Origin of the sequence: Ruegeria sp. SCP10, from assembly GCF_040329495.1 — a bacterium.
Taxonomy (GTDB): domain Bacteria; phylum Pseudomonadota; class Alphaproteobacteria; order Rhodobacterales; family Rhodobacteraceae; genus Ruegeria.
Window position 1 is genome coordinate 98,435 of sequence record NZ_JBDZYF010000001.1, and the last position, 22,288, is coordinate 120,722.

Below are 22,288 nucleotides of genomic sequence, written 5' to 3' on the forward strand. Positions count from 1 at the left end.
TGATATGGTAACAAATGTATTCTCCCGCATGGGGCTGCCCGCTGCGGCGATTGCCCTGACCACGTTGGCTGCCTGCCAAGAGCCCGAGGTTATCCTGCCCGGCGCACGCGAAGACATCCGGCCCGCATCCGATACCGAGACTGTCGAAACGCAAGGGTCGCAGCCCATCAGCCTGCCGGCGCAAACTGCGAATAGCAGCTGGTCACAAAGCCCCGGTACGCCTGCCTTCAGAACAACCCATGCCGCGTTGCGGGCTGCGCCGCAGCGGGTGTGGTCGGCTTCGATCGGTGCAGGCGACTCGCGCAAGCAGCGCATCACTGCTGAGCCCGTTGTCGCCGGTGGCCTGATCTACACGCTTGACGCGGCCAGCACCGTTTCGGCGGTGACACCTCAGGGGCAGGTTGCATGGACTGCGGATCTTATCCCTGCCACGGATAAAGACGGTGATGCCACAGGCGGTGGCATGGCCTACGCGGATGGGGTTCTTTACGTGTCATCGGGTTTTGGCCGTCTGACAGCGTTGGACGCCAAAACTGGTGCCGTTCGCTGGCAGAATCGCCTGAACGCAACAGGCAGTGGTTCACCCCTAGTGTCAGATGGGCTTTTGTATCTGGTCGCGGGCGACGAAACCGGCTGGGCCATCACAACCAAGGATGGGCGCATCGCTTGGCAGATCGAAGGCACCCCGAGCGTCGGCAATGTTCTGGGTGCACCAGCGCCGGTCATTGCCTCGGACCTTTCGGTATTTGCGTTCGGATCAGGGGACATCGCAGCCACCTTCCGTCGTGGTGGGATCCGTCGTTGGAACGCCTCGGTTGCTGGTGGGCGTCGGGGGCGGGCCGCCGCTCAGATCGTGGACGTCACGGGTTCCCCCATGGTGGTCGGCGATACGATCTACATCGGAAACCACTCGGGCCGCACGGTTGCGTTTGACGCCGCATCGGGTGAGCGAAATTGGACCGCAGATGAAGGCGCGGTCGATACTGTCTGGCCTGCAGGCAATAGCATTTTCCTGATCAGTGATCGTAGCCAGCTGGTACGCCTGAGTGCGGCTGACGGGTCCGTTATCTGGGCGCAGGACCTACCAGGTTTTGTAAAAGATCGACCAGGACGGCGCGGGCCGATTGTGGCCCATTATGGCCCGATTTTGGCGGGTGGGCGTCTTGTGGTGGCGTCCAATGATGGCTATCTGCGCTTCTTCAATCCAGTTGACGGATCGCTGATCAATCAGGTCGAGGTGCCGGGCGGCGCAACAACAACGCCTGTTGTGGCCAACCAGACATTATACGTCGTCTCGACCAAGGGTGATCTACACGCTTTTCGTTGACCCAAAGATACGCTAAAGGGCGCATCTTGAGTCTTGAAAGTTGAGAACATGTCGCTGACCCTCGCCATCGTGGGGCGCCCGAATGTGGGCAAATCCACCCTGTTCAACCGCCTTGTGGGCAAACGTCTGGCCTTGGTCGATGACCAGCCCGGCGTGACGCGCGACCTGCGCGAAGGCGAAGGGCGGCTGGGCGATCTGCGGTTCACCGTGATCGATACGGCGGGTCTTGAGGATGCGACCGATGACAGCCTTCAGGGCAGAATGCGCCGTTTGACCGAACGTGCGGTGGATATGGCCGATGTGTGCCTGTTCATGATAGACGCGCGCACCGGGCTGACCCCAACCGATGAAATGTTTGCCGAGATCCTGCGCAAACGCTCAAAACACGTGATTTTGGCTGCTAACAAGGCCGAAGGCTCGGCGGCGGATGCGGGTGTGTTGGAAGCATACAATCTGGGCCTAGGTGAGCCAGTGCGCCTATCAGGAGAGCATGGCGAGGGGATGACAGACCTTTATGCCCAGCTGATGCCCTTGGCAGATGCGGCTGAGGAAAAGGCAGAGGATGACGCGCCCATCGTCGACATTGAGCTTGATGAGGAAGGCGAGGGCGAAACACCTCTGATCACCGCAGCCAAGCCCTTGCAGGTTGCCGTCGTAGGTCGCCCGAATGCTGGTAAATCCACCCTGATCAATAAGATCATCGGTGAAGATCGCCTGCTGACCGGCCCCGAAGCCGGGATTACCCGCGACGCGATCAGCCTGCGGATCGACTGGGCCGATCCCGATGGCGACAGCACTCCTATGCGGATTTTCGACACGGCGGGGATGCGCAAAAAGGCCAAGGTTCAGGAAAAGCTTGAAAAACTCTCGGTGTCAGATGGTCTGCGCGCTGTGAAGTTTGCCGAAGTTGTGGTCGTCCTTCTGGATGCGGCGATTCCCTTCGAGCAGCAGGACCTGCGCATCGCTGACCTTGCTGAACGCGAAGGACGTGCCGTGGTCGTTGCCGTCAACAAATGGGATATCGAAGAGGACAAGCAGGAAAAACTGCGTGACTTGAAAGAGTCCTTTGAACGTTTGCTACCGCAACTGCGCGGTGCACCCCTGATCACCGTATCGGCGAAGACGGGTCGAGGTCTCGAACGCTTGCGTGCTGCGATCCTTCGTGCGCATGACGTCTGGAATCGCCGCGTGCCCACAGCTGCGTTGAACCGCTGGTTGACCGCAATGCTGGAGCAGCACCCGCCACCAGCGCCCCAGGGGCGTCGGATCAAACTGCGCTATATGACCCAGGCCAAAACCCGCCCGCCGGGGTTTGTGGTGATGTGTTCACATCCCGACAAGATGCCCGCCAGCTACACCCGCTATCTGGTGAATGGTTTGCGCGAAGATTTTGACATGCCCGGCACGCCGATCCGCCTGACCCTGCGGGGGCAAGGCGACAAGAACCCGTATAAGGGACGGCGCAAGAAAAATGCCGGCGCTTTGGCCAAGCATCTCAAGGGTAAGGCGTAACTGCGCCAATTTTCAGCGTTTTTAGCCTCGGGGCGTGACAGCGCCTTTTCCCCGCGCTAGCATTCGTCTGCGTGCATATGTTTCTACGCGCGCTGCTTGTACGCGGGCAATCCGCGCTTATTTTTGGTTCAAATTTAACCAAGCCTCGTGGGGAGCGCATTGGATGGATCTTAGGGAATATACAAGGCAATACGCAGTTCAGGATAACAGGCTGGCAGCGCTGAGCTATTTTGGAACCTTTGCTGTGTATTTTGCATCGCTGGCTCTCGCGATCGCGTTTGTGGATCGCTGGTATATCATGGTTCCGGCTGGCATCGTTTTTGCTTTCTCAGCCGTACGTCTTTATGTGTTGCAACACGACTGCGGGCACCATTCGCTGTTTGAAACACGGCAACAGAATGAATGGGCGGGGCATGGGTTGTCTCCGTTTACATTCGCGCCGTTCGAGGTGATGAAGCAGAACCACAATCTGCATCATTCGGGAATCGGCAATCTGGAACACCGCGAAACCGGTGAAATCCACACCATGACCCTGCGGGAGTGGTCTGAAGCAGACTGGAAGAAACGCCTGTTCTACCGTCTGTATCGCAACCCGTTCATTCTTGTGCCGGTCGGGGCGTTGTTCACCTATTTCATCCGCTATCGCTGGCCAAAGAACACGGTCCGGTTCGGCGTTGCTGGTGTTCTTTTGCACAACCTGTCGATCATCGTGTTTCTGGGGTTGCTCTGGCTGATCGCGGGGACAACGGGCATTCTGGTCTGGCTTGTGTTTTCGTTTATCGGAGGAATGCTGGGTGTGTTCCTTGTCTATCTTCAGCACAACTTCGAAGACACCTATTGGGACAGGCGGCCTGATCTCGATCCTAAAATCGCAGCGCTACAGGGATCTTCGGCTTTGGACTTTGGATGGTGGTTCGATAATGCGGTGGCCTGAATCACCCTGCACGATATCCACCATTTCAATGCCCGCATCCCGTCTTACAGGCTGCGCGCCTGTCACTATAATCTGCCGCCCGAATACACCCCGCGCCGGATCAAGTTTCCCGAGGCTGTGGCAGCGCTGAACCTCAAGCTTTGGGACGAAGATGCAAAGCGTCTGGTGCCTTTTCCGAAAAAGGGGCGCACGGCCAATTTGGCCCATAGCGGTTAAGATCGCAGCAAGTGGCCCTCGTGACTTGAAGATCTGTATATCTAGTGTATATACGCAAAAGCAGGGAATGATAGAAAGGACCAATAATGACCGCAGTGACCAACGTAAAAGGTGTTGGAGACGTGCTCGCCACAGCTTTGGCCGCCAATGGCTTTAAGACAGCAGAAGCCATGGCAAAGGCCAAGCCCGAAGATTTGGTCAAGGTTCCCAGAATTGGTCTGGCGCGCGCGGCTGTCCTGATCGCTGCCGCCAAAGAAGCAATCGCCGCGAAACCCGCCACTGCGAAACGCACTCCGGCAACGCGGCGTGCCACGACACGCAAACCGGCAGCCCGCAAACCCGCGACCCGAACGACCACTGCGCGCAAAACAGTCGCAGCCGCTGCGGCCGAAAAACGTGCGGAAGAAGCTGCTAAGAAAGCAGCTGCAGAGAAAGCCGCTGCCGAAGCCGCCGAGGCGAAGGCTAAGAAAAAGGCCAAAGCCAAAGCAAAGGCTGAGAAGGCTGCCAAGAAACGCGCCGAGATGGAGGCCGCGTTTTCGAAAGCCAAGGACAAGGTGAAGGCCAAGTCTAAAAAGGACAAGAAGTCCAAGAAGAACGACAAGAAAAAAGATGCTGGCAAGAAAGACAGCAAGAAGAAAGACAAGAAAAAGGATAAGAAAAAGGCGAAGAAGTAACCTATCTTCGCCCCATAGTATGAAAAGCCGGCGCTGATCGAAGCGCCGGTTTTCTTATGCCAGTGTCCCGTCGGTTTGAAGCGTCAGCTTACCGCCCAGATAAGGGCTCAGCACCTCGGGCAGGGTCACAGTACCATCTTCGTTCTGGCCGTTTTCCAGCACTGCGATCAGGCAACGGCCTACGGCCAGCCCCGAGCCGTTCAAGCTGTGCACATATTCCGGTTTGCCGCCGCCTTCGGGACGGAATCGCGCGTTCATGCGGCGGGCCTGAAAATCACCGGTGGTCGAGACCGAGCTGATTTCGCGATAGGTGTTCTGACCTGGCAACCACGCTTCGATATCAAAAGTGCGGCGCGCGCCAAAGCCCATGTCGCCGGTGCACAGGACAACGGTGCGGTAGGGGATGCCCAACTGCTCCAGCAAGTCCTCGGCACAGCGCAGCATGCGCTTTTGTTCCTCATCCGATTTGTCGGGATGAGTGATCGAGACCATTTCGACCTTTTCGAACTGGTGCTGTCGCAGCATTCCGGCGGTGTCCTTACCAGCGCTGCCAGCCTCGGACCGGAAGCAGGCGGTGTGGGCCGTCATGCGGATGGGCAGGGCGGATTCGTCCAGGATGTCACCGGCCACCGAATAGGTCAGCGTTACCTCAGAGGTGGGGATCAGCCACCAGCCATTGGTGGTTTGATAGCTGTCATCGCCGAACTTCGGCAGCTTGTCGGTGCCGTACATCGCCTCATCCCGGACCAGAACGGGCGTTTGCATTTCGGTCAGACCATTCTTGTCGATATGGGTGTCCAGCATGAACTGGGCCAGCGCCCGGTGAATGCGCGCAACGCCTTTTGACAGGTTTACAAAGCGGCTACCGCTGGTCTTGGCGGCGGTTTCAAAATCCATCGCTGCGGCAACGGCGGGGATGTCGTAGTGCTCCTTCGGGTCAAACTCAAAGTTGCGCGGGTTTCCCCAACGGGTCACCTCGACATTGTCATCCTCATCCGCACCCTGTGGTACGTCGTCAGCGGGCAGGTTTGCAATGCGGGCTAGTTGGTCGGTCAGCAGCGCATCAAGGTCCTTGGCCTCGTTTTGCATCTGGGCGATTTCGGCCTTTTTCTGCGCCACAAGCGCGCGTAGGCGTTCGAACTCGGCTTCATCCCCGCGGCCCTTGGCGGCGCCGACCTCTTTGCTGGCCTTGTTCTGTTCGGCCTGCGCCGTCTCAGCGGCCAGAATCTTGGCCCGGCGGCTTTCATCCAGCCGCAACAAATCTGACGACACCGGCGCGTCCCCACGGCGCGCAAGGGCGGCGTCAAAGGCGGCGGGGTTTTCGCGTATGGCGCGGATGTCGTGCATGGTTCAGATCCTTAATGCGTGAATCACTAAAGCCGCTTATGCACCATATGGCAGCAAGGGTGTAGCACCGGTTAAGCGATTTCCGCCTAGGCCTTTTCATCCCCATCATCTTCATGCGCCAGATGGCCGTCCCAACCTTCAGTAGGAATTTTGGGCTCTGGCGGATCGGCGATATAAGACGGCGTCATGATCTGGACGTTGTTCTCGTTGAAAACGGCCACGATGTTACGGTGCAGATCAGATTTGATCTTGGGAATGATGCTGCCGCGCGTCGTGTATCCGTTGATCTGATAGTTGATCGCGTAGTCAGCCAACGCAGTCCACAAAACGAAGGGTTCTGGTTTGGTCTTGATGCTCTTGGTGCGATGCGCGGCTTCGATCAGCATCGCCTCGATCTTTTCAGGTGGCTCTTCGTAACCAATGCCAACCGTTGTGTGCAGCAACAAGCCGCTGCCATCGGTTTTCTTCGAGAAATTCACAACGTCCGAATTCATCAACTGGGAATTTGGGATCGAGATCAACTCGTTCTTGATGGATTTCAGATGCGTTTCCATCAGCTTGATCTGGACCACGTCGCCGATGTGATCGCCGATTTGAATGCGGTCCCCGATCGAGGTGGAGCGGCGATAGATCACAAACAGCCCAGCCAGCATGTTTGACACGACCGAGTTCGCGCCTAACGACAGCATAGCCCCCACAAGGATGGTCAGCCCCTGAAAGGCTGCCGAGTCCGAGCCCGGAATGTAAGGCACCGCAAAGACAAGGGCGATTAGAACGACGACAACGCGGGCGATGTTGAAGGTTGGATTGATCCAGTGCCTTTCGAAATCCCGCATCTCAAAGGACCCGGCCTCGACCGCATCAAAAAACACGCGCATTCCCCGAATGATATAGAGCGTGATCCATGTGATCAGCGCCAGCATGATCAAGTTGGGGATGTAGCTGATGATCCCTCGGAAAATCAGCAGGACCGGATCTGTCAGATAGGTTAGCAGCAACTGCGCAAAATACCGTGTCTCGGCAAACGACAGCAGCACGAAGGATAGGTAATAGTAGAAACCCAGAAAGAAGAGGATCAGCAGGATAAAGTTCAGCCCATAGCGGATCAGAGCGGCAATCGCTTCGGCCTGGACACTTTTGGCCGTCACGGTTTCGACGTCTTTCAGATAGCTTTGAACGATTTCCAGCGTGCGCCGTCTGATCCGGCGGTGAAGCCACAGGATCAACACAATGAAGACGGCAAACCCAAAGGTCCAGCCTGCAGCCTCTATCGCTCCGGAGACGCGGGCCTCGTCGCTTCGGTTGGCACGGTAGGTGACGATTGCTTCGCGGATCGCATCTCCCTGCAACACGCTGATAATATCGATCTCCATCTGGTCCAGTTCGGCATCCGCCTCGGTTGCCACGGACACAACAACACCATCTGCAAGAATCTCTGTTCCGAGCTCGCTGTCCCGATAGGTGATCTCGACGTTCAGGCTTTCTGATGATTCAGCGATTTCAATGATCCTGTTCTGGACCCGCTCAGCCCGTTCATTGGCGGGCAGAGCAGAAGAACCACGCAGGAAGAAAAGCGGATCGCCGTCGATGATGACAGGCGCTTTGAACACTTCAGAGCCAGCCGCGTCAGCGTCGGATGGCTCGGCGGGTGTATCCTGCGCCTGTCCTGCGGTGGATAGAATGGTGATCAGCAGCAGCGCGGACAGCAAAAGCTTCAGTCGCTGCAAGTATTTGTAGAGAAATCTCATCACGCCCCCCTAGGGCCGACTATACCCAAGATGCCTCATGTTCCTAGGGCATATCTGCAACGCTCTGCGCCGTCTTTGGGGGGCAAGGGCCGTACAGGTAGGTCACACCGCCGCCTTTGCTTGCAAACAGGCATATCAGCGCATAGGTTCCCGCCAAATTTGCGGAACGGTACCGCAGCTCAAAGCAAAGGAATATCCCATGGAAGGTGGCGCAATCGCCCAGTTTCTCCCGCTGATCCTGATCTTCGCGATCATGTATTTTCTGCTGATCCGTCCGCAGCAAAAGAAGATGAAAGAGCATCAGGCCATGGTCGAAGCGGTGCGCCGTGGTGATCAAGTTGTCACCCAAGGCGGTCTGATCGGCAAAGTGTCGAAGGTCAAGGAAGGCGAGAACGAGATCGAGGTCGAGATCGCTGAGGGCGTCAAGGTTCGCGTGGTCAAGTCAACCGTTGCTCAAGTTCTGAACAAGACCGAACCTGCGAAGTAACTTCGCCTGACAATTCCTTGAAAAGGCAGGGTAATGCTGCAAATTGACACCTGGAAGCGGGTTCTGATCTGGCTGGTCTGCGTGACCGGCCTGCTCTTGGCCCTGCCGAATGCGTTCTACACGCGGGTCGAGCTTTCGAACGACGCCAAAGCCGCAATCGAACTGGGCGCGGATACGCCGGAAAATCAGGCCGACGCCGCGCTATGGCCAAACTGGCTGCCATCGTCGCTGGTCAATCTAGGCCTTGATCTTCGGGGCGGCGCGCATCTGCTGGCCGAAGTGAAGGTCGAAGACGTCTACGAGGCGCGGATGGAAGCGATGTGGCCGGAAATCCGCGATGCGCTGCGGGATGAACGGTCCACTGTCGGTACGATCCGCAGGCAGGACGCAGCACCCGGTGAGATTCGTGTGCGCATCAGCCAGCCCGAAGGCATGCCCCGCGCGCTAGAGGTTGTCAGGGGATTGGCCCGCCAGGTGCAGACCCTGACCGGAGTAGGCGCCACGGATATCGAGGCCCGTGCCGACGGGGACACGATTATCGTGCAACTCTCCGAGGCCGAAAAACTGGCCTCGGACGACCGAACGGTACGTCAGGCGCTGGAAATCGTGCGCCGCCGGATTGATGAGGTCGGCACGCGTGAACCAACCATCCAACGTCAGGGTTCGGATCGTATCCTAATCCAGGTGCCGGGGATCGGCAGCGCCGGAGAGTTGAAGGATATCATCGGAACCACGGCGCAGCTGACCTTTAACCCGGTAATCAACCGTGGCACCGATCCAGATGCCGTCGCTGGCATCGGTCAAGAGGTGGTGCCGTCGATTGATGAAAACGGTGTCTTCTACATCATCGAATCCGCACCGGTGGTAACCGGTGAGGAACTGGTGGATGCGCAGCCCTCCTTTGACCAAAATGGCCGCCCGGCTGTCAGCTTCCGCTTTAACACCTCGGGCGCGCGTAAGTTTGGTGACTACACTCGCGACAATATCGGCGCGCCTTTTGCGATTGTTCTGGATGATGAGGTCATCTCGGCCCCTGTCATCCAAAGCCATATCCCGGGTGGGTCCGGGATCATCACCGGAAATTTCACCGTTGAGGAAAGCACCAACCTTGCTATCTTGCTGCGCGCGGGTGCCTTGCCAGCCGAATTGGTCTTTCTGGAAGAACGCACGATCGGTCCCGAGTTGGGCCAAGACAGTATCGATGCGGGCAAGGTCGCAACCATCGTGGCCTTTGTGGCTGTGCTGGCCTTCATGGCGCTCAGCTACGGATTGTTTGGTCTCTTCGCCAATGTCGCGCTCATCATCAACGTGGGTCTGCTGTTCGGCCTTCTATCCCTCATCGGAGCTACATTAACTCTACCAGGCATCGCGGGCATTGTTCTAACAGTTGGTATGGCGGTTGACGCCAATGTGCTGATCTTTGAACGAATCCGGGAAGAACTGAAATCCGCCAAAGGCCCGGCACGCGCTATTGAGCTGGGCTATGAAAAGGCGCTGTCGGCCATTGTGGACGCCAATGTCACCACCTTCATCACCGCCGTGATCCTGTTTGCCATGGGCAGCGGGCCGGTACGCGGATTTGCGATCACACTGGGGTTGGGCATTCTGACCTCGGTCTTTACGGCGATCTTCGTCACGCGACTGTTGGTTGTCATCTGGTTCGAACGCCGCCGCCCGAAAACGATCGAGGTTTGACATGAGACTGAAACTCGTACCCCAAAACACCTCGTTCGATTTCTTCAGCCGCTGGAAGCTCTGGCTGGGTATCTCGGGCCTGATGATGGTCATTGCCTTTACCTCTTTCCTGCTGCAGGGGCTGAACTTTGGTATCGACTTCCGTGGTGGGACGACCATTCGGACCCAAAGTGCGGTTGAAATTGACGTGGGTGCCTATCGTGACGCCATCGCGCCTTTGGGGCTTGGCGATGTGACGATAACCGAGATTTTTGATCCGACCTTTGGCCCGGATGAAAACGTCGCAATGATCCGCATTCAGGCGCAGGCCGATGCCGAAGCGGTCGAGGCTGCGACGATAACCGCCGTCGAAGAGGCGCTGAAAACCGTGATCCCGGATATTCAGTTTGTCTCGGTCGAATCGGTCGGCCCGAAAGTATCTGGCGAATTGATTCAAACGGCGATCATCGCCGTGGCATTGGCCATTGGCGCGGTGCTTGTCTACATCTGGCTACGCTTTGAATGGCAGTTCGCACTAGGTGCGGTCGCGGCCCTTGTGCACGATGTGATCCTGACTATCGGCATCTTTTCAGAGCTGCAAATCCGCTTTGATCTGGCTATCATCGCAGCACTGCTGACCATCGTCGGTTACTCATTGAACGACACAGTGGTTGTCTTCGACCGGGTGCGCGAGAACCTGCGGAAATACAAAAAGAAAGACCTCAAAGAGGTGCTCAACATCTCGATCAACGAAACGCTCAGCCGGACGGTCATGACCTCGGTCACGACCCTGCTGGCGCTGATCTCGCTCTATGTGCTGGGCGGCGATGTGATCCGCGGCTTTGTGTTCGCTATGATCTGGGGCGTGATCGTGGGGACCTATTCGTCGGTCTTCGTGGCCTCGACCATCCTTTTGTGGTTGGGTGTTAAGCGCGACTGGTCCAAGCCATCAAACAACGCGGGCAACCAGTTTGCCAACGTGGATGCCTGAGCTTTTCGGCCAGTCCTCTCAGGGGCTGGCCATCATTGTCTTTGCCGCAGGTCTCAGCGGTGTTGTACGCGGGTTTTCAGGTTTTGGAACTGCGCTGATCTTCCTTCCCCTTGCAACGCCGCATTTGGGTCCGTTTGGTGCCCTGATCGGTTTAACCATCATGGATGTCTTCGGCCCGTTGCCCAATCTGCGACGGGCTTGGGCGTCTGTGAATCAGGCCGACCTGTGGCGCTTGGTAGTAAGCTGCGCCGCGCTCTTGCCTGTTGGCCTCTGGGTTCTCACCCAAGTCAACCCGGATGTGTTCCGCTACGCGGTCAGTGGCCTTGCGCTGGCCATGCTGGCCATCTTGATCCTGGGCCTGCGCTATCACGGTCACGTCGGCCGCATGATGGTCAGCGCGATCGGTGCCGCAGCCGGTTTCCTGGGGGGTGTTGCGGGCCTTCCGGGGCCAGCTGTCATTCTGTTTTATATGTCACGACCGCTACCGGTCGAGGTGATCCGGGCAACCATCTTGTTGTTCCTTCTGGCGTTCGACTTCCTGCTGCTGGGGTTTTTGACGGCAATGGGGCAAGTCACCTATGCAACTGCAGGTCTGGGGCTTGCGCTGGCTATACCAAACCTGCTGGGCAATTGGCTGGGCGGCTGGCTGTTCCGACCCGAGCGAGAGCGCCTGTACCGCAACGCGGCCTACGTGGCGATTGCCTTTGCCGCCTTGTCCGGTCTGCCGCTTTGGGGCTAAAAGGCACTCATGCGATTGAATGAGATCACCTATACAAATGCCCAACCTGTCGATGGCTATGGCCCTGGTTTTTTTCGCATTGGTGGACAGGTGCATCACAGCGGTGTCCTGACCGGTCCAATAGGAACAATACGTTGGGACGGCTATGCACAGGTAGACGACCTGCTGGCACTTGCAGATGTGGTCGATGTCTTGTTCATCGGTACAGGCGCTGAGCTAACTCATATCCCGGCAGACCTGCGCAATGCTCTGGAAGAGGCGGGCCTGGGTGTCGAGATCATGAACTCCCCCGCTGCCTGCCGGACCTATAACGTGCTGCTCTCCGAGGGTCGCCGCATCGCGCTCGCCCTGATCCCCGTGTAAGCGGATCCCTCTTCATCTGGCCAAAAATATCCCGGAGAGCGCGAGAGGCTGGCCTCTCGCTCCGGTCCTCGTCACCAGAACCAGCCCGCGAACCCTGCGGCAAATCCATCCTTTTGCCCGCCTCGCCAATCAGATAAGCGATGGATATGACACTCACGGTGACAGATTTGGCGATTGCGCGTGGCGGCATTCCCGTGCTCGAAGGGTTGAGCTTTTCGCTTGCCCCCGGTCAGGCACTGATCCTTCGCGGACCGAACGGCATCGGCAAGACAACGCTGCTGCGCACTTTGGCAAGTCTGCAACCACCGCTGTCCGGGCGTATCGACGGGGCCGAGGATCGGATGGCATATGCTTCACATTCAGACGGGTTGAAACCCACTCTAACTGTGACAGAGAATCTCACCTTCTGGGCTGCGGTCTTCGGAACGCATGACATCCAGCCTGCATTGGATGCCTTTCAGCTGAACGCGCTTGCAGATCGCCACGCGGGCAATCTGTCGGCAGGCCAAAAACGGCGGCTGGGCTTGGCGCGCATGTTGGTGACGGGCCGACCCATCTGGGCCTTGGATGAGCCGACCGTTTCCCTGGACCAAAGCGCGGTGCAGATGTTCGCGTCAACCGTGCAAAGGCATCTGGGGCAGGGCGGTTCCGCCCTAATCGCCACCCATATCGATCTGGGTCTTGAAGCTGAAATACTGGATGTCGGCCCCTTCAAAGCCCGTCTTGACCTGACCGATGACCTGGACGGAGGGTTCCTATGATCGCCCTGCTGCTGCGCGACCTGAAACTGGCCTTTCGGGCCGGGGGCGGCTTTGGTCTGGGGCTGGCCTTTTTCCTGATCGTGACGGTTCTGGTGCCCTTTGCAGTTGGACCGCAGTCGGCGCTGCTGTCCACCATCGCACCCGGCATTCTATGGCTCGGTGCGCTCTTGGCCTGTCTGCTTTCGCTCGACCGCCTCTTGGCGCTGGATTGGGAAGATGGATCACTGGATCTTCTCGCCACGGCCCCGCTGCCGCTTGAGGCGATTGTCTCCATCAAGGCGCTTGCGCATTGGATCACCACGGGGCTGCCGCTGGTCTTGGCGGCCCCCTTTCTGGGCATCTTATTGAATCTGCCACCATCGGGTTTTTTCTGGCTGGTGATCTCGCTGCTGCTGGGCACCCCTGCCATGAGCGTGATCGGCATCTTTGGCGCAGCCTTGACCGTTGGGCTCAAACGCGGGGGGTTACTGCTTTCGCTCTTGGTTCTGCCGCTCTACGTTCCGACTCTGATCTTCGGGGCCGAGGTCGCCCGTCGCGGTGCGACCGGAATGGACACACAGACCCCGCTGCTGATGCTGGCCGGGATTACCGCCGCCACGATTGCCTTGCTGCCATTTGCCAGCGCGGCTGTGCTACGGATCAATCTGCGGTGAAGCGCCACATTCTTGACGGAGGTCAATTGAGAAACTGCCGGTTTCAGACTAGATATCAGCCATGACAATCGCAGCCAGAGCCAACACCCTTTGGGAATATGCCAATCCGCGCAAATTTCTTGCCACCAGCGAACGCATTTTGCCGTTTTTCTGGATCACCTCAGCATTGTGTCTGATGGTCGGGCTTGTCTGGGGCTTTTTCTTCACGCCGGACGACTACAAACAAGGATCGACCGTCAAGATCATCTATCTGCATGTTCCTGCGGCATTGATGGCCATCAACTGCTGGCTGATGATGCTGGTGACCTCGTTGATCTGGCTGGTGCGCCGCCATCATGTCAGCGCTTTGGCCGCCCGGGCCGCAGCCCCGGTGGGCATTGTCATGACTCTGATTGCGCTGGCAACCGGAGCCATCTGGGGCCAGCCCATGTGGGGCACCTGGTGGGCGTGGGACCCGCGCTTGACCTCATTCCTGATCCTGTTTCTGTTCTACCTTGGCTATGTGGCGCTTTGGGAAGCCATAGAAGACCCTGATACGGCGGCCGACCTGACATCGGTCCTGTGTCTGGTGGGCTCGGTCTTCGCCATCCTCAGCCGCTATGCAGTGAATTTCTGGAACCAAGGCCTGCATCAGGGCGCATCCGTTATGCGGGCCGGAGCCATCACAGGCACAGATACCGAGGAGAAGGTGAGTAACATCTTCTTTTACCCGCTTCTGATCTGCATCATCGGTTTCGTCTTGCTGTTCATCGCGCTGATTCTGTACCGCACGGGCACCGAAATCCGCGCGCGGCGCGTCAAGGCCCTGCTGGCACGCGAAAGGGTGGGCGGATGATCCCCGATCTTGGAAAATATGCAGATGCTGTTCTGTGGTCTTATGCCGTTTCAATCGGCTTGATGCTGGCGCTTGTCGCGATCAGCGTGATGCGCGGCCGCAAAGTACGGAGCGAGATGGAAAAGGTTGAACAAAGAGTGGCGCGCAATGGCTAAGATTTCGCCCCTTATGATCGCGCCGCCACTAATCTTCGGTGCTTTTGCGGTTCTTGCCGGAATTGGTATGTTCCGTGAGGATCCTGACGCGCTGCCCTCTGCGCGGCAAGGACAGCCTGCACCACCTGTCGTCCTGACCGAGTTTCCCGGAAAAACCTTGTTCGACGATGAAACGCTGCGGGATGGTGAGGTCAAGCTGGTCAACTACTGGGCAAGCTGGTGCGCCCCCTGCCGGGCCGAGCATCCCAACCTCGAAGCGCTGTCTGCCGAAGGCATCCCCGTCTACGGCATCAACTACAAAGATCAGTTGGATAATGCCGAAAGCTTTCTTCAAGAACTGGGCGATCCCTATTCAGGCATAGGCCGAGACGAACAAGGCCGCATGGCGCTGGACTGGGGCCTCTACGGCGTGCCCGAGACCTATGTGATCGATGGCGACGGCACCGTGATCCTACGCTTCGCCGGGCCGATTACGCGGCGTGTCATCGAAAGCACGATCCGGCCTGCTCTGGAACAGGCGGCAGGCGGCTCATAACCGATACCCGCCGGTAACGCCCAGAACTTCGCCCGTAATGAAACTGGCGTCATCCGAGGCCAAAAACCGAACGGCCTTTGCAATATCTTCTGGCCGCCCTACGCGTCCAACAGCGGTATCCTTGACGAATAGGGCGGTCAGGTCGTCCGGGCGCGGAGCTTCGGGGATGTTGATCGCGCCAGGGGCCACGGCATTCACGCGAATACCCTTCGGGCCCAACTCTTTGGCCATACCACGCGTCCACAAGTTCAGCGCGGCTTTGCTGGCCCCATAGGTCACCGCATCCTTGGGCGGCAGAACGGCATTCATCGAAGAGATGCTGACAATCGCGGCGCCCGGTTTCAGATGCAGCAAAGCTGCGGTCAGCAATGCGGCGGGCACCAGCAGGTTCAGGTCCAATATGGAGAGGTGATCATCCTTATCGAACACGTCTTTCGGGGTCATCGTAACCGCCCCGGCATTGTTCACGATCAGATCGAGACGTCCAAACTTTTCTATGACCTGCTGAATAACCGCCTCGGGCTGCCCCTCTGCTGTCAGGTCAGATCGCAAGGCCAGACACTCGCTTTTCTCCTCCGGTTCGCTCGTCAACCAGGTGAACGCCACATGGTGGTCGCCGTGCAATTCGTCGACAATTGCGCGCCCAATTCCGCGCGCGCCGCCTGTTATCAATGCCACTTTATCCATACCAGCCTCCTTGCGCTGACCAGACCCGGATTATGGGCGATATTCAACTTCTTCTGTTCACAAATACCTCGGAGCGCGAGGCAGAGCCTCGCTGAAAATGAAAAAGGACGCCCTCAGGCGTCCCTTCAAGGTCATGTACGATCCGATCTCAGCCGGCCTTTGCCAAGTTCCGCAACACGTAATGCAGCACACCGCCGTTTTCGATGTATTCGATCTCGGGCGCGGTATCGATCCGGCATTTCAGAGTAATGGTCTTCTCGGACCCATCGCCATAGGTGATGGTGCAGGGTACCTCTTGCAGCGGCTCGACAGAATCCAACCCATGAATCGACACTGTCTCATCACCTTTCAGGCCCAGTGTTTTGCGTGTGTCCCCGCCCGTGAATTCCAGCGGAATAACACCCATGCCAACAAGATTTGACCGATGGATGCGCTCAAAGCTTTCGGCGATCACGGCCTTCACACCCAACAAGGCGGTCCCTTTGGCAGCCCAGTCGCGGGACGAGCCCGCGCCATATTGCTCACCGCCAAATACCACCAAGGGCGTGCCCTGTTCCTGATAGGCCATCGACGCCTCATAGACCGAGGTCTGTTGGCCATCAGGCCCTTTCGTGTACCCGCCTTCAACGCCATCCAGCATCTCGTTCTTGACGCGGATATTGGCAAAGGTACCGCGCATCATGATCTCGTGATTGCCGCGTCGTGATCCATATGAGTTGAACTCGCGCGGCTGCACCTGCCGTTCGATCAGATACTTCCCGGCAGGGGTGGTGGTCGCGAACGATCCGGCGGGCGAGATATGATCGGTGGTGATCATGTCCCCCAGGATCAATAGCACCTTGGCCCCATCGATATTCGAGATGGTGCCCGGTTCGGCCCCCATACCCTGGAAATAAGGCGGGTTCTGGATATAGGTCGAGGTCGGCGGCCAGTCATAGGTTTCCTGTTGCGGCACCTCGACGCTCTGCCATTTCTCGTCGCCCTTGAAGACGTCCGCATACTTAGACTGGAACGCTTCGCGGGTCACGGTCGCCTCGACCAGTTCCGCAATCTCGGCCTGGCTGGGCCAGAGGTCTTTCATGTAGACATCGTTGCCATCCTTGTCCTGACCAATGGGGTCCGAAGTGAGGTCAATATCCAGCGTACCGGCCAGCGCATAGATCACGACCAGCGGTGGCGAGGCCAGATAATTGGCGCGTACATCAGGCGAGATGCGGCCCTCAAAGTTGCGGTTGCCCGACAGAACCGACGTGGCGACCAGATCGCCTTCGGCAATGGCTTCGCTGATTTCCTTCTGAATTGGGCCCGAGTTCCCGATACAGGTGGTGCAGCCATAGCCCACAAGGTTAAAGCCAATCTTGTCCAGATCGTCCTGCAAACCAGCAGCCTCAAGATAGGCCGACACAACCTGCGATCCCGGCGCCAGTGAGGTCTTGACCCAAGGTTTGCGATCCAGACCCAGAGCCGCTGCCTTACGCGCCACCAGACCCGCACCAATCATAACATATGGGTTCGACGTATTGGTGCAGGAGGTGATCGAGGCGATCACGACCTTGCCCGATTCCATCGTGTAGTCTTCACCTTTGACGGCGACTTCCTTGCCCATAGGGCGTTTGAACGTCTCAGACATTTCCTTTGTGAAGGCGGCCTTGGCATCCGTCAGCGCAACATAGTCCTGCGGACGTTTTGGGCCGGAAATCGCAGGTACGATGGTGCCCATATCCAGCGTCAATGTATCGGTGTAGATCGGGGCGTAATCCGAACCGCGCCAGAACCCGTTTTCCTTGGCATAGGCTTCGACCAGCGCAATGCGGTCTTCGTCGCGGCCTGTATTCCGCATATAGCGCAGGGTCTCTCCGTCGATGGGGAAGAAGCCACAGGTCGCACCGTATTCAGGTGCCATATTGGCTATGGTCGCCCGATCTGCCAGCGGCAGATGGTCCAGACCTTCACCGTAGAATTCGACAAATTTGCCGACGACGCCTTTTTCACGCAGCATCTCGACTACTTTCAGAACCAGGTCCGTGCCAGTCGTGCCTTCGATCATGGACCCTGTCAGCTCAAAGCCCACAACCTCGGGGATCAGCATCGAGATCGGTTGACCCAGCATCGCGGCCTCGGCCTCGATCCCGCCGACGCCCCAGCCCAGTACGGCCATGCCATTGACCATGGTGGTGTGGCTGTCGGTGCCGACCAGCGTGTCGGGGTAGGCGACCTCTTCCCCAGTTTGGTCGGTATCGGTCCAGACAGTCTGGGCCAGATATTCCAGGTTCACCTGGTGGCAAATGCCAGTACCGGGGGGCACAACGCGGAAGTTGTTGAACGCGGTCTGACCCCATTTCAGGAACTGGTAACGTTCCATGTTGCGTTCATACTCGCGGTCCACATTCATCTGAAAGGCGCGTGGGTTGCCGAACTCGTCGATCATGACCGAGTGGTCGATGACCAGATCGACTGGGTTCAACGGGTTGATCTTCTGCGCGTCACCGCCCAGGCCTTTGATCCCGTCGCGCATCGCGGCGAGGTCGACGACCGCCGGAACACCGGTGAAATCCTGCATCAAAACGCGGGCAGGGCGATAAGCGATCTCTCGTGGGTTTTTACCCCCATTCGCACCCCATTCGGCAAAGGCCTTGATGTCATCGACCGAGACCGAGAAACCCTCATCCTCGAACCGCAGCATGTTTTCGAGCACCACTTTCAACGCGGCAGGCAGGTTCGAGAAATCGCCGAGACCGGCCTGTTGCGCCGCAGGGATCGAATAGTAGGAAATGGATTTACCATTCACGCTCAGGCTGCGGCGGGTCTTGGCGGTGTCCTGTCCGACTTTGATGGGCATCTGTTGGCCTCCCTCTCAAATGACTTGGATTATGGGGTCGCTACACTTTATCTGCATCACCAGCACTGTCGGTTCAAGGGTGATCAGCGCTTTTGATTTGATTTTTGTATACCATTGTACACGGCGATCTAAGTGTATTCTTACTGCGTTTCAAGAAACCTTGATTGGAGGTTGAACGTCAAAGCAGCTAAACCTTCTGAACAGCCCAACCAGCCAAGGCCTACCGATGTCTAAAGCCACTGTCGTTACAACCGTTCTTGCCCTTCTGCTCGCGACCCATGCTGCGGCCGAAGAAGATCCGGTTGTGATTGAGCTGTTTACCTCGCAGGGGTGTTCGTCATGCCCGCCAGCCGACCGGATCATGCACGAACTCGCGAAACGCGACGATGTGATCGGTCTGGCGCTGCATGTGGACTATTGGGACTATATCGGCTGGAAAGATGAATATGCAGATCCTGATCATACGTTGCGACAGCGCGCCTATGCGCGTCAGGGTGGGCGGTCGATGATCTATACGCCTCAGATGGTGATCAACGGACAAGAGGATGTGGTCGGCGCCAAAGCAGGCGAGTTAAACCAGTTGATCGAGTCGCATTTGGCGGCCACGCCCCAGGCTTCGGTTCAGGCCCGACGTGATGGGGATGCAATATTGGTCGATGTTACCCCAGTCGCATTGCCCTATGGGCAAGTCTATGATGTGCGGGTGGTTCAGTATTCTCCGATGCGGCATGCCTCGATCCGTCGGGGTGAGTTGGCCGGGCATGACCTGGACTATGCCAACGTTGTTGAAAACTGGCAGATCGCAGGTCAATGGGATGGCACAGCGTCGCAGAGTTTCGAGACCCCTCTGAACGCCGAATTCCCTGCCGTCGTTTTGGTGCAACAAGTCGGACACGGACCCATTGTTGCCGCCGCCAATGTGAAATGATCAGGGCATTTCCTCAAGGCTGACACCCAGGCCATTCCAGTGTTTCCAGCGGCGGTGAATCCAGAACCACTGACCCATATGCTGGCGAACCATCTGTTCCAGATCATTGTTGGTAAACTGCGTCATCTCTTGCGGAGTCGTGTGCGGAACGGGGTCGTGCAGAATGATCTCAAAATCCAGCCCGTTGGGTTGACGAACTGCGTAGCACGGGATCAAGACGGCTTTGTATTTTATCGCCAGTTCAGCATTCAGTACCGATGTGATCGCCGGTTTGCCGAAAAACTGTAGCTGTTCGCCACCCTGTGAATGCAGGTCCGAGACGATGGCGATGATGCCGCCCTTCTTGAGGGACCTGACCATTTCCACCATGCCGCGCCGGCCCTGTTCGAACATGGGCGAGCCGGATTTGTAGAAGGCTTCGACATATGCGTCGTTGAAATAAGGATTTGCCATCCGTCGATACAGGCAGCCAATCGGTTTGTCGTTGCGATGCTGCAATGCAACGCGTGCAGCCAGATAGTGCCCGAAATGCGCTGTGATCATCATGACCGGGCGACCTTCGGCAATCGCTGCGTCAAAGGCTTCGATACCGGGCCCGCTTATTTTTGCGTGTTTCTGACGTTCGATGAACCCTTCGGGCGAAAAATGCTCCATAATTGCGCGCCCGGCATTGTCAGACACGTCGCTGCTGATCTTCCTCGCCTCGGCGTCTGAAAGTTCGGGGCAGGTTAGGTTCAGGTTGCGCAGAACCCGTCGGCGAAAGCCGACAATAGGGGCAAGACCGCGGACGATAGCGCCCATTGCGGGGATGCGCTGCTCGTAAGGCAGCAGGCGCATCGCGCCGATGACCGCCTTCAGGAACAGATTGGCGACATAGTATTTCGCAAGCTCACTTCGGCTGAGCCTTGACTTTTCGACGGGCATGAAAGCGTCTCACCGCGTTTTGCGCATTTTGGGGTCAGACATATATGTCAGGACCTGCAATCTCAAGCGTTCAAGCACGGTTGACGCCAGACAGGTTGGTTTGACCTTGAGAAGCAGCAAGCGAAGGATCTAATCTTCTTCCTCCTCGGTTTCGACCAGAACGATCGTGCCTGCATCAACCAGTGTGCGCACGGCGCCAACGATTTGAGTCATCGCGTCTTCGGCCTCAGCCTGTTTGACCCGCCCGCGCTCGGCCATTTCTTCGCGCAGGTTATCGGCCATTCGGGCGGAGATGTTCGACAACAGAAACTCAACCGATGCCTTGTCATCATCTGCAGCAGCGCCCGCCAAGGCGGTGATCAGAACCGGTTGTTCAACCTCGCGCAGCACCGCTGGGATATCGCGTGCCTGAATACGGGTCTGTATATGCGCAAAGGTAAAGATGGACTGACGAACAACGCTGGCGAAATCGGCATCTTCCGCATCCAGAGCATCCAGCAAACCGTCGCGGGTTGCGGCAGCGGATTGGTTCAGGATTGCCCCGACACGCGCGCCCGGGCCATCGCTGAACGCTTGGGCCGGACGTTGATCCAGTTGTGAGGCCAGCGACCAGCCGATACGCTCTACCGCTTCGGGTGTGACGCTGGCGGTCTTTGATATCGCGTAGGTGATGCGTCGCGCGACCGGACCGGGCAGGTGCCCCAAAAGCTGCGCGGCCTGCGCCGTATCGAGCTTGGACAGCATGACAGCGGCCACCTCGGTGCTTTCGGCTTGTGCCAAGTCTGCCAGTTCTTCGGTTGGAATTTCCCGCAAACGCTGCCAAGGATCCCCGATCTGGCGAACACCGGCAACCTTGCGCAAGCGTGCAGCCGTCGCAGGGGCAATCTTACCGTTTATGGCATCCAGCGCGCCGGCCAGCCCATGGGGAAAGGACAGTCCGATGTTATCGAGCGCATCCCCAAACTCTTGCGCCACGGAGTCCAGTGTGACCCGATCCACCAACCCCATCTGGCCAAGCTGATGCGTAAGCCGTTCCTGCAGATCGTCTGGCAGCTCCTCCAGCGGGATATCCGCGCCTTCATTTAGCAGCAGCCGCACGACAACGGCGGCTTTTTGCAAACTGCTCAGCGATCTGGGGACGATCTTGGCAGCGCTGCTTTCAGTGCCCGCGGGTGGCGTCGCCCCCGGAGCCATTTTTATCAGTGCGTTTGTATCCTGCATGTGCCTGCCGAGCCAAATTCAGTTCCGCAGTCAGCATAGATAGAGTTGGGTAAAGAAAGGCTGAAGCCCAATGCACTAAAACAAACCCATCGCCAGCCCCGGCTGATGCTTTTTGCATATCCGGAAAGCTGGCGATGTGCCGCTGTTCAAAGGTCTTAATAGCTGTATGTCAGCCCGGTCTGGATCGCCTCGCGCAACGAGGCCTCTGCCCAGGTACCTTCTCCGCCGCGGGCCTTGATCTCGCGCCACTGCTCAATGGCCAGATCGGTTTTGCCTTCGGCTACGAACCCCTGACCCATATAGCTGCGGGCCAGAATATTATCGGGGTTGGCCGCGATGGCCTTTTCATAGAACAGGTTCGCCAGCTCAAGCTCACCCATCTTGCGGTAGGTAAAGCCCCAATAGGTCTGAACACGGTCATCGGCCTGATCCATGATCCGCAGAATACCCTGAGCGTTTTTGTACTGGCCATCATAGGCCAGTTCACGAACGGCGTCATAAAGCTGATCATCCGAGAACTTGTTTTTGTCCGGCTTTACGCATCTACCGGCCGCTTCGTCATACACCCGGCCGAACAGGCACTTCTTGGTTGTGTTCGTGGGTTTGGGCGGATTGCTGTCGCCGCCTGCGGCGTGGACAGCGGGGGCAAAGGCAAAGGCTTGAAACGCGATTGCGGATGCTAGGACAAGGCGCATTATTCGACTCCGTTCTCAGGTCTGCTTCTTGAAATCATAGTGT

At 57.7% G+C, this 22,288-nt stretch carries 21 protein-coding genes and 1 pseudogene; 15 read left to right on the forward strand and 7 right to left on the reverse strand.

Annotation, left to right across the window (positions count from 1 at the left end; all coding sequences use genetic code 11):
- Positions 1-4 precede the first annotated feature (4 nt).
- The 4 genes and pseudogenes from ABLN87_RS00555 to ABLN87_RS00570 all read left to right on the forward strand — a co-directional run bounded on the left by ABLN87_RS00555 (position 5) and on the right by ABLN87_RS00570 (position 4,663).
- Positions 5-1,327, forward strand: a complete 1,323-nt coding sequence (locus tag ABLN87_RS00555; protein WP_353006357.1) for a PQQ-like beta-propeller repeat protein — start codon at positions 5-7, stop codon at positions 1,325-1,327.
- A gap of 48 nt (positions 1,328-1,375) precedes the next feature.
- Positions 1,376-2,839 carry a ribosome biogenesis GTPase Der gene (gene der / locus ABLN87_RS00560; protein WP_353006359.1) on the forward strand — a complete coding sequence of 488 codons (1,464 nt, stop codon included), beginning with the start codon at positions 1,376-1,378 and terminating at the stop codon, positions 2,837-2,839.
- A gap of 163 nt (positions 2,840-3,002) precedes the next feature.
- Positions 3,003-3,989 (forward strand): annotated as a pseudogene (locus tag ABLN87_RS00565) (fatty acid desaturase).
- Between the two features lie 86 nt (positions 3,990-4,075).
- Positions 4,076-4,663 carry a helix-hairpin-helix domain-containing protein gene (locus tag ABLN87_RS00570; RefSeq protein WP_353006362.1) on the forward strand — a complete coding sequence of 196 codons (588 nt, stop codon included), beginning with the start codon at positions 4,076-4,078 and terminating at the stop codon, positions 4,661-4,663.
- 54 nt (positions 4,664-4,717) lie between these two features.
- On the opposite strand, the gene serS is transcribed toward ABLN87_RS00570, so the two are convergent.
- Both serS and ABLN87_RS00580 read right to left on the reverse strand, forming a co-directional pair.
- Positions 4,718-6,010, reverse strand: a complete 1,293-nt coding sequence (gene serS, locus ABLN87_RS00575; protein WP_353006365.1) for a serine--tRNA ligase — start codon at positions 6,008-6,010, stop codon at positions 4,718-4,720.
- A gap of 86 nt (positions 6,011-6,096) precedes the next feature.
- Positions 6,097-7,758 (reverse strand): mechanosensitive ion channel family protein, encoded by a 1,662-nt coding sequence (locus ABLN87_RS00580; RefSeq protein WP_353006368.1) that lies wholly within the window; start codon positions 7,756-7,758, stop codon positions 6,097-6,099.
- Positions 7,759-7,957: 199 nt separating this feature from the next.
- Here ABLN87_RS00580 and yajC point away from each other — a divergent pair, with 199 nt between their 5' ends.
- From yajC to ABLN87_RS00630, 10 genes are all read left to right on the forward strand, one after another.
- Positions 7,958-8,245, forward strand: a complete 288-nt coding sequence (yajC, locus tag ABLN87_RS00585) for a preprotein translocase subunit YajC (RefSeq protein WP_170686211.1) — start codon at positions 7,958-7,960, stop codon at positions 8,243-8,245.
- A gap of 33 nt (positions 8,246-8,278) precedes the next feature.
- On the forward strand, positions 8,279-9,940 hold the full coding sequence (gene secD / locus ABLN87_RS00590) for a protein translocase subunit SecD (protein ID WP_353006371.1): 1,662 nt from the start codon (positions 8,279-8,281) through the stop codon (positions 9,938-9,940).
- A 1-nt stretch (position 9,941) separates the two neighbouring features.
- Positions 9,942-10,910 carry a protein translocase subunit SecF gene (secF, locus tag ABLN87_RS00595; RefSeq protein WP_353006374.1) on the forward strand — a complete coding sequence of 323 codons (969 nt, stop codon included), beginning with the start codon at positions 9,942-9,944 and terminating at the stop codon, positions 10,908-10,910.
- Positions 10,903-11,649 carry a sulfite exporter TauE/SafE family protein gene (locus tag ABLN87_RS00600; RefSeq protein ID WP_353006377.1) on the forward strand — a complete coding sequence of 249 codons (747 nt, stop codon included), beginning with the start codon at positions 10,903-10,905 and terminating at the stop codon, positions 11,647-11,649. The genes secF and ABLN87_RS00600 overlap by 8 nt, the downstream gene beginning before the upstream one ends.
- Positions 11,650-11,658: 9 nt before the next feature.
- Positions 11,659-12,012 carry an Mth938-like domain-containing protein gene (locus ABLN87_RS00605; RefSeq protein WP_353006380.1) on the forward strand — a complete coding sequence of 118 codons (354 nt, stop codon included), beginning with the start codon at positions 11,659-11,661 and terminating at the stop codon, positions 12,010-12,012.
- 146 nt (positions 12,013-12,158) lie between these two features.
- A complete protein-coding gene (ccmA, locus tag ABLN87_RS00610; protein WP_353006383.1) occupies positions 12,159-12,773 on the forward strand; it encodes a heme ABC exporter ATP-binding protein CcmA in 615 nt (204 codons plus the stop codon).
- Positions 12,770-13,426, forward strand: a complete 657-nt coding sequence (ccmB, locus tag ABLN87_RS00615; RefSeq protein ID WP_353006386.1) for a heme exporter protein CcmB — start codon at positions 12,770-12,772, stop codon at positions 13,424-13,426. The genes ccmA and ccmB overlap by 4 nt, the downstream gene beginning before the upstream one ends.
- A 61-nt stretch (positions 13,427-13,487) precedes the next feature.
- Positions 13,488-14,261 carry a heme ABC transporter permease gene (locus ABLN87_RS00620; protein ID WP_353006388.1) on the forward strand — a complete coding sequence of 258 codons (774 nt, stop codon included), beginning with the start codon at positions 13,488-13,490 and terminating at the stop codon, positions 14,259-14,261.
- Positions 14,258-14,416, forward strand: a complete 159-nt coding sequence (gene ccmD, locus ABLN87_RS00625; RefSeq protein ID WP_353006390.1) for a heme exporter protein CcmD — start codon at positions 14,258-14,260, stop codon at positions 14,414-14,416. The genes ABLN87_RS00620 and ccmD overlap by 4 nt, the downstream gene beginning before the upstream one ends.
- The gene (locus ABLN87_RS00630; protein WP_353006392.1) at positions 14,409-14,951 is read left to right on the forward strand and encodes a DsbE family thiol:disulfide interchange protein; all 543 of its coding nucleotides are present in this window, start codon (positions 14,409-14,411) and stop codon (positions 14,949-14,951) included. The genes ccmD and ABLN87_RS00630 overlap by 8 nt, the downstream gene beginning before the upstream one ends.
- Here the strand turns inward: ABLN87_RS00630 and ABLN87_RS00635 are convergent.
- Together ABLN87_RS00635 and acnA are read right to left on the reverse strand one after the other, a co-directional pair.
- Positions 14,946-15,638, reverse strand: coding sequence for an SDR family NAD(P)-dependent oxidoreductase (locus tag ABLN87_RS00635; protein WP_353006394.1), 693 nt, complete (start codon positions 15,636-15,638; stop codon positions 14,946-14,948). The genes ABLN87_RS00630 and ABLN87_RS00635 overlap by 6 nt on opposite strands.
- Before the next feature lie 148 nt (positions 15,639-15,786).
- A complete protein-coding gene (gene acnA / locus ABLN87_RS00640) occupies positions 15,787-18,477 on the reverse strand; it encodes an aconitate hydratase AcnA (protein WP_353006396.1) in 2,691 nt (896 codons plus the stop codon).
- A gap of 226 nt (positions 18,478-18,703) precedes the next feature.
- On the opposite strand from acnA, the gene ABLN87_RS00645 reads away from it, so the two are divergent.
- Complete coding sequence (locus ABLN87_RS00645) at positions 18,704-19,405, forward strand: DUF1223 domain-containing protein (RefSeq protein WP_353006398.1); 702 nt, start codon at positions 18,704-18,706, stop codon at positions 19,403-19,405.
- Here ABLN87_RS00645 and ABLN87_RS00650 read toward each other — a convergent pair whose 3' ends face one another.
- From ABLN87_RS00650 to ABLN87_RS00660, 3 genes are all read right to left on the reverse strand, one after another.
- Positions 19,406-20,329: a lysophospholipid acyltransferase family protein gene (locus ABLN87_RS00650; protein WP_353006400.1), complete on the reverse strand. Its 924-nt coding sequence runs from the start codon at positions 20,327-20,329 to the stop codon at positions 19,406-19,408. It lies immediately after the preceding gene.
- A gap of 129 nt (positions 20,330-20,458) precedes the next feature.
- Entirely contained in the window at positions 20,459-21,550 is a 1,092-nt protein-coding gene (locus ABLN87_RS00655; protein WP_417750372.1) for a flagellar motor switch protein FliG, read from the reverse strand.
- A 155-nt stretch (positions 21,551-21,705) separates the two neighbouring features.
- Positions 21,706-22,245, reverse strand: a complete 540-nt coding sequence (locus ABLN87_RS00660) for a tetratricopeptide repeat protein (RefSeq protein WP_353006402.1) — start codon at positions 22,243-22,245, stop codon at positions 21,706-21,708.
- Positions 22,246-22,288 lie beyond the last annotated feature (43 nt).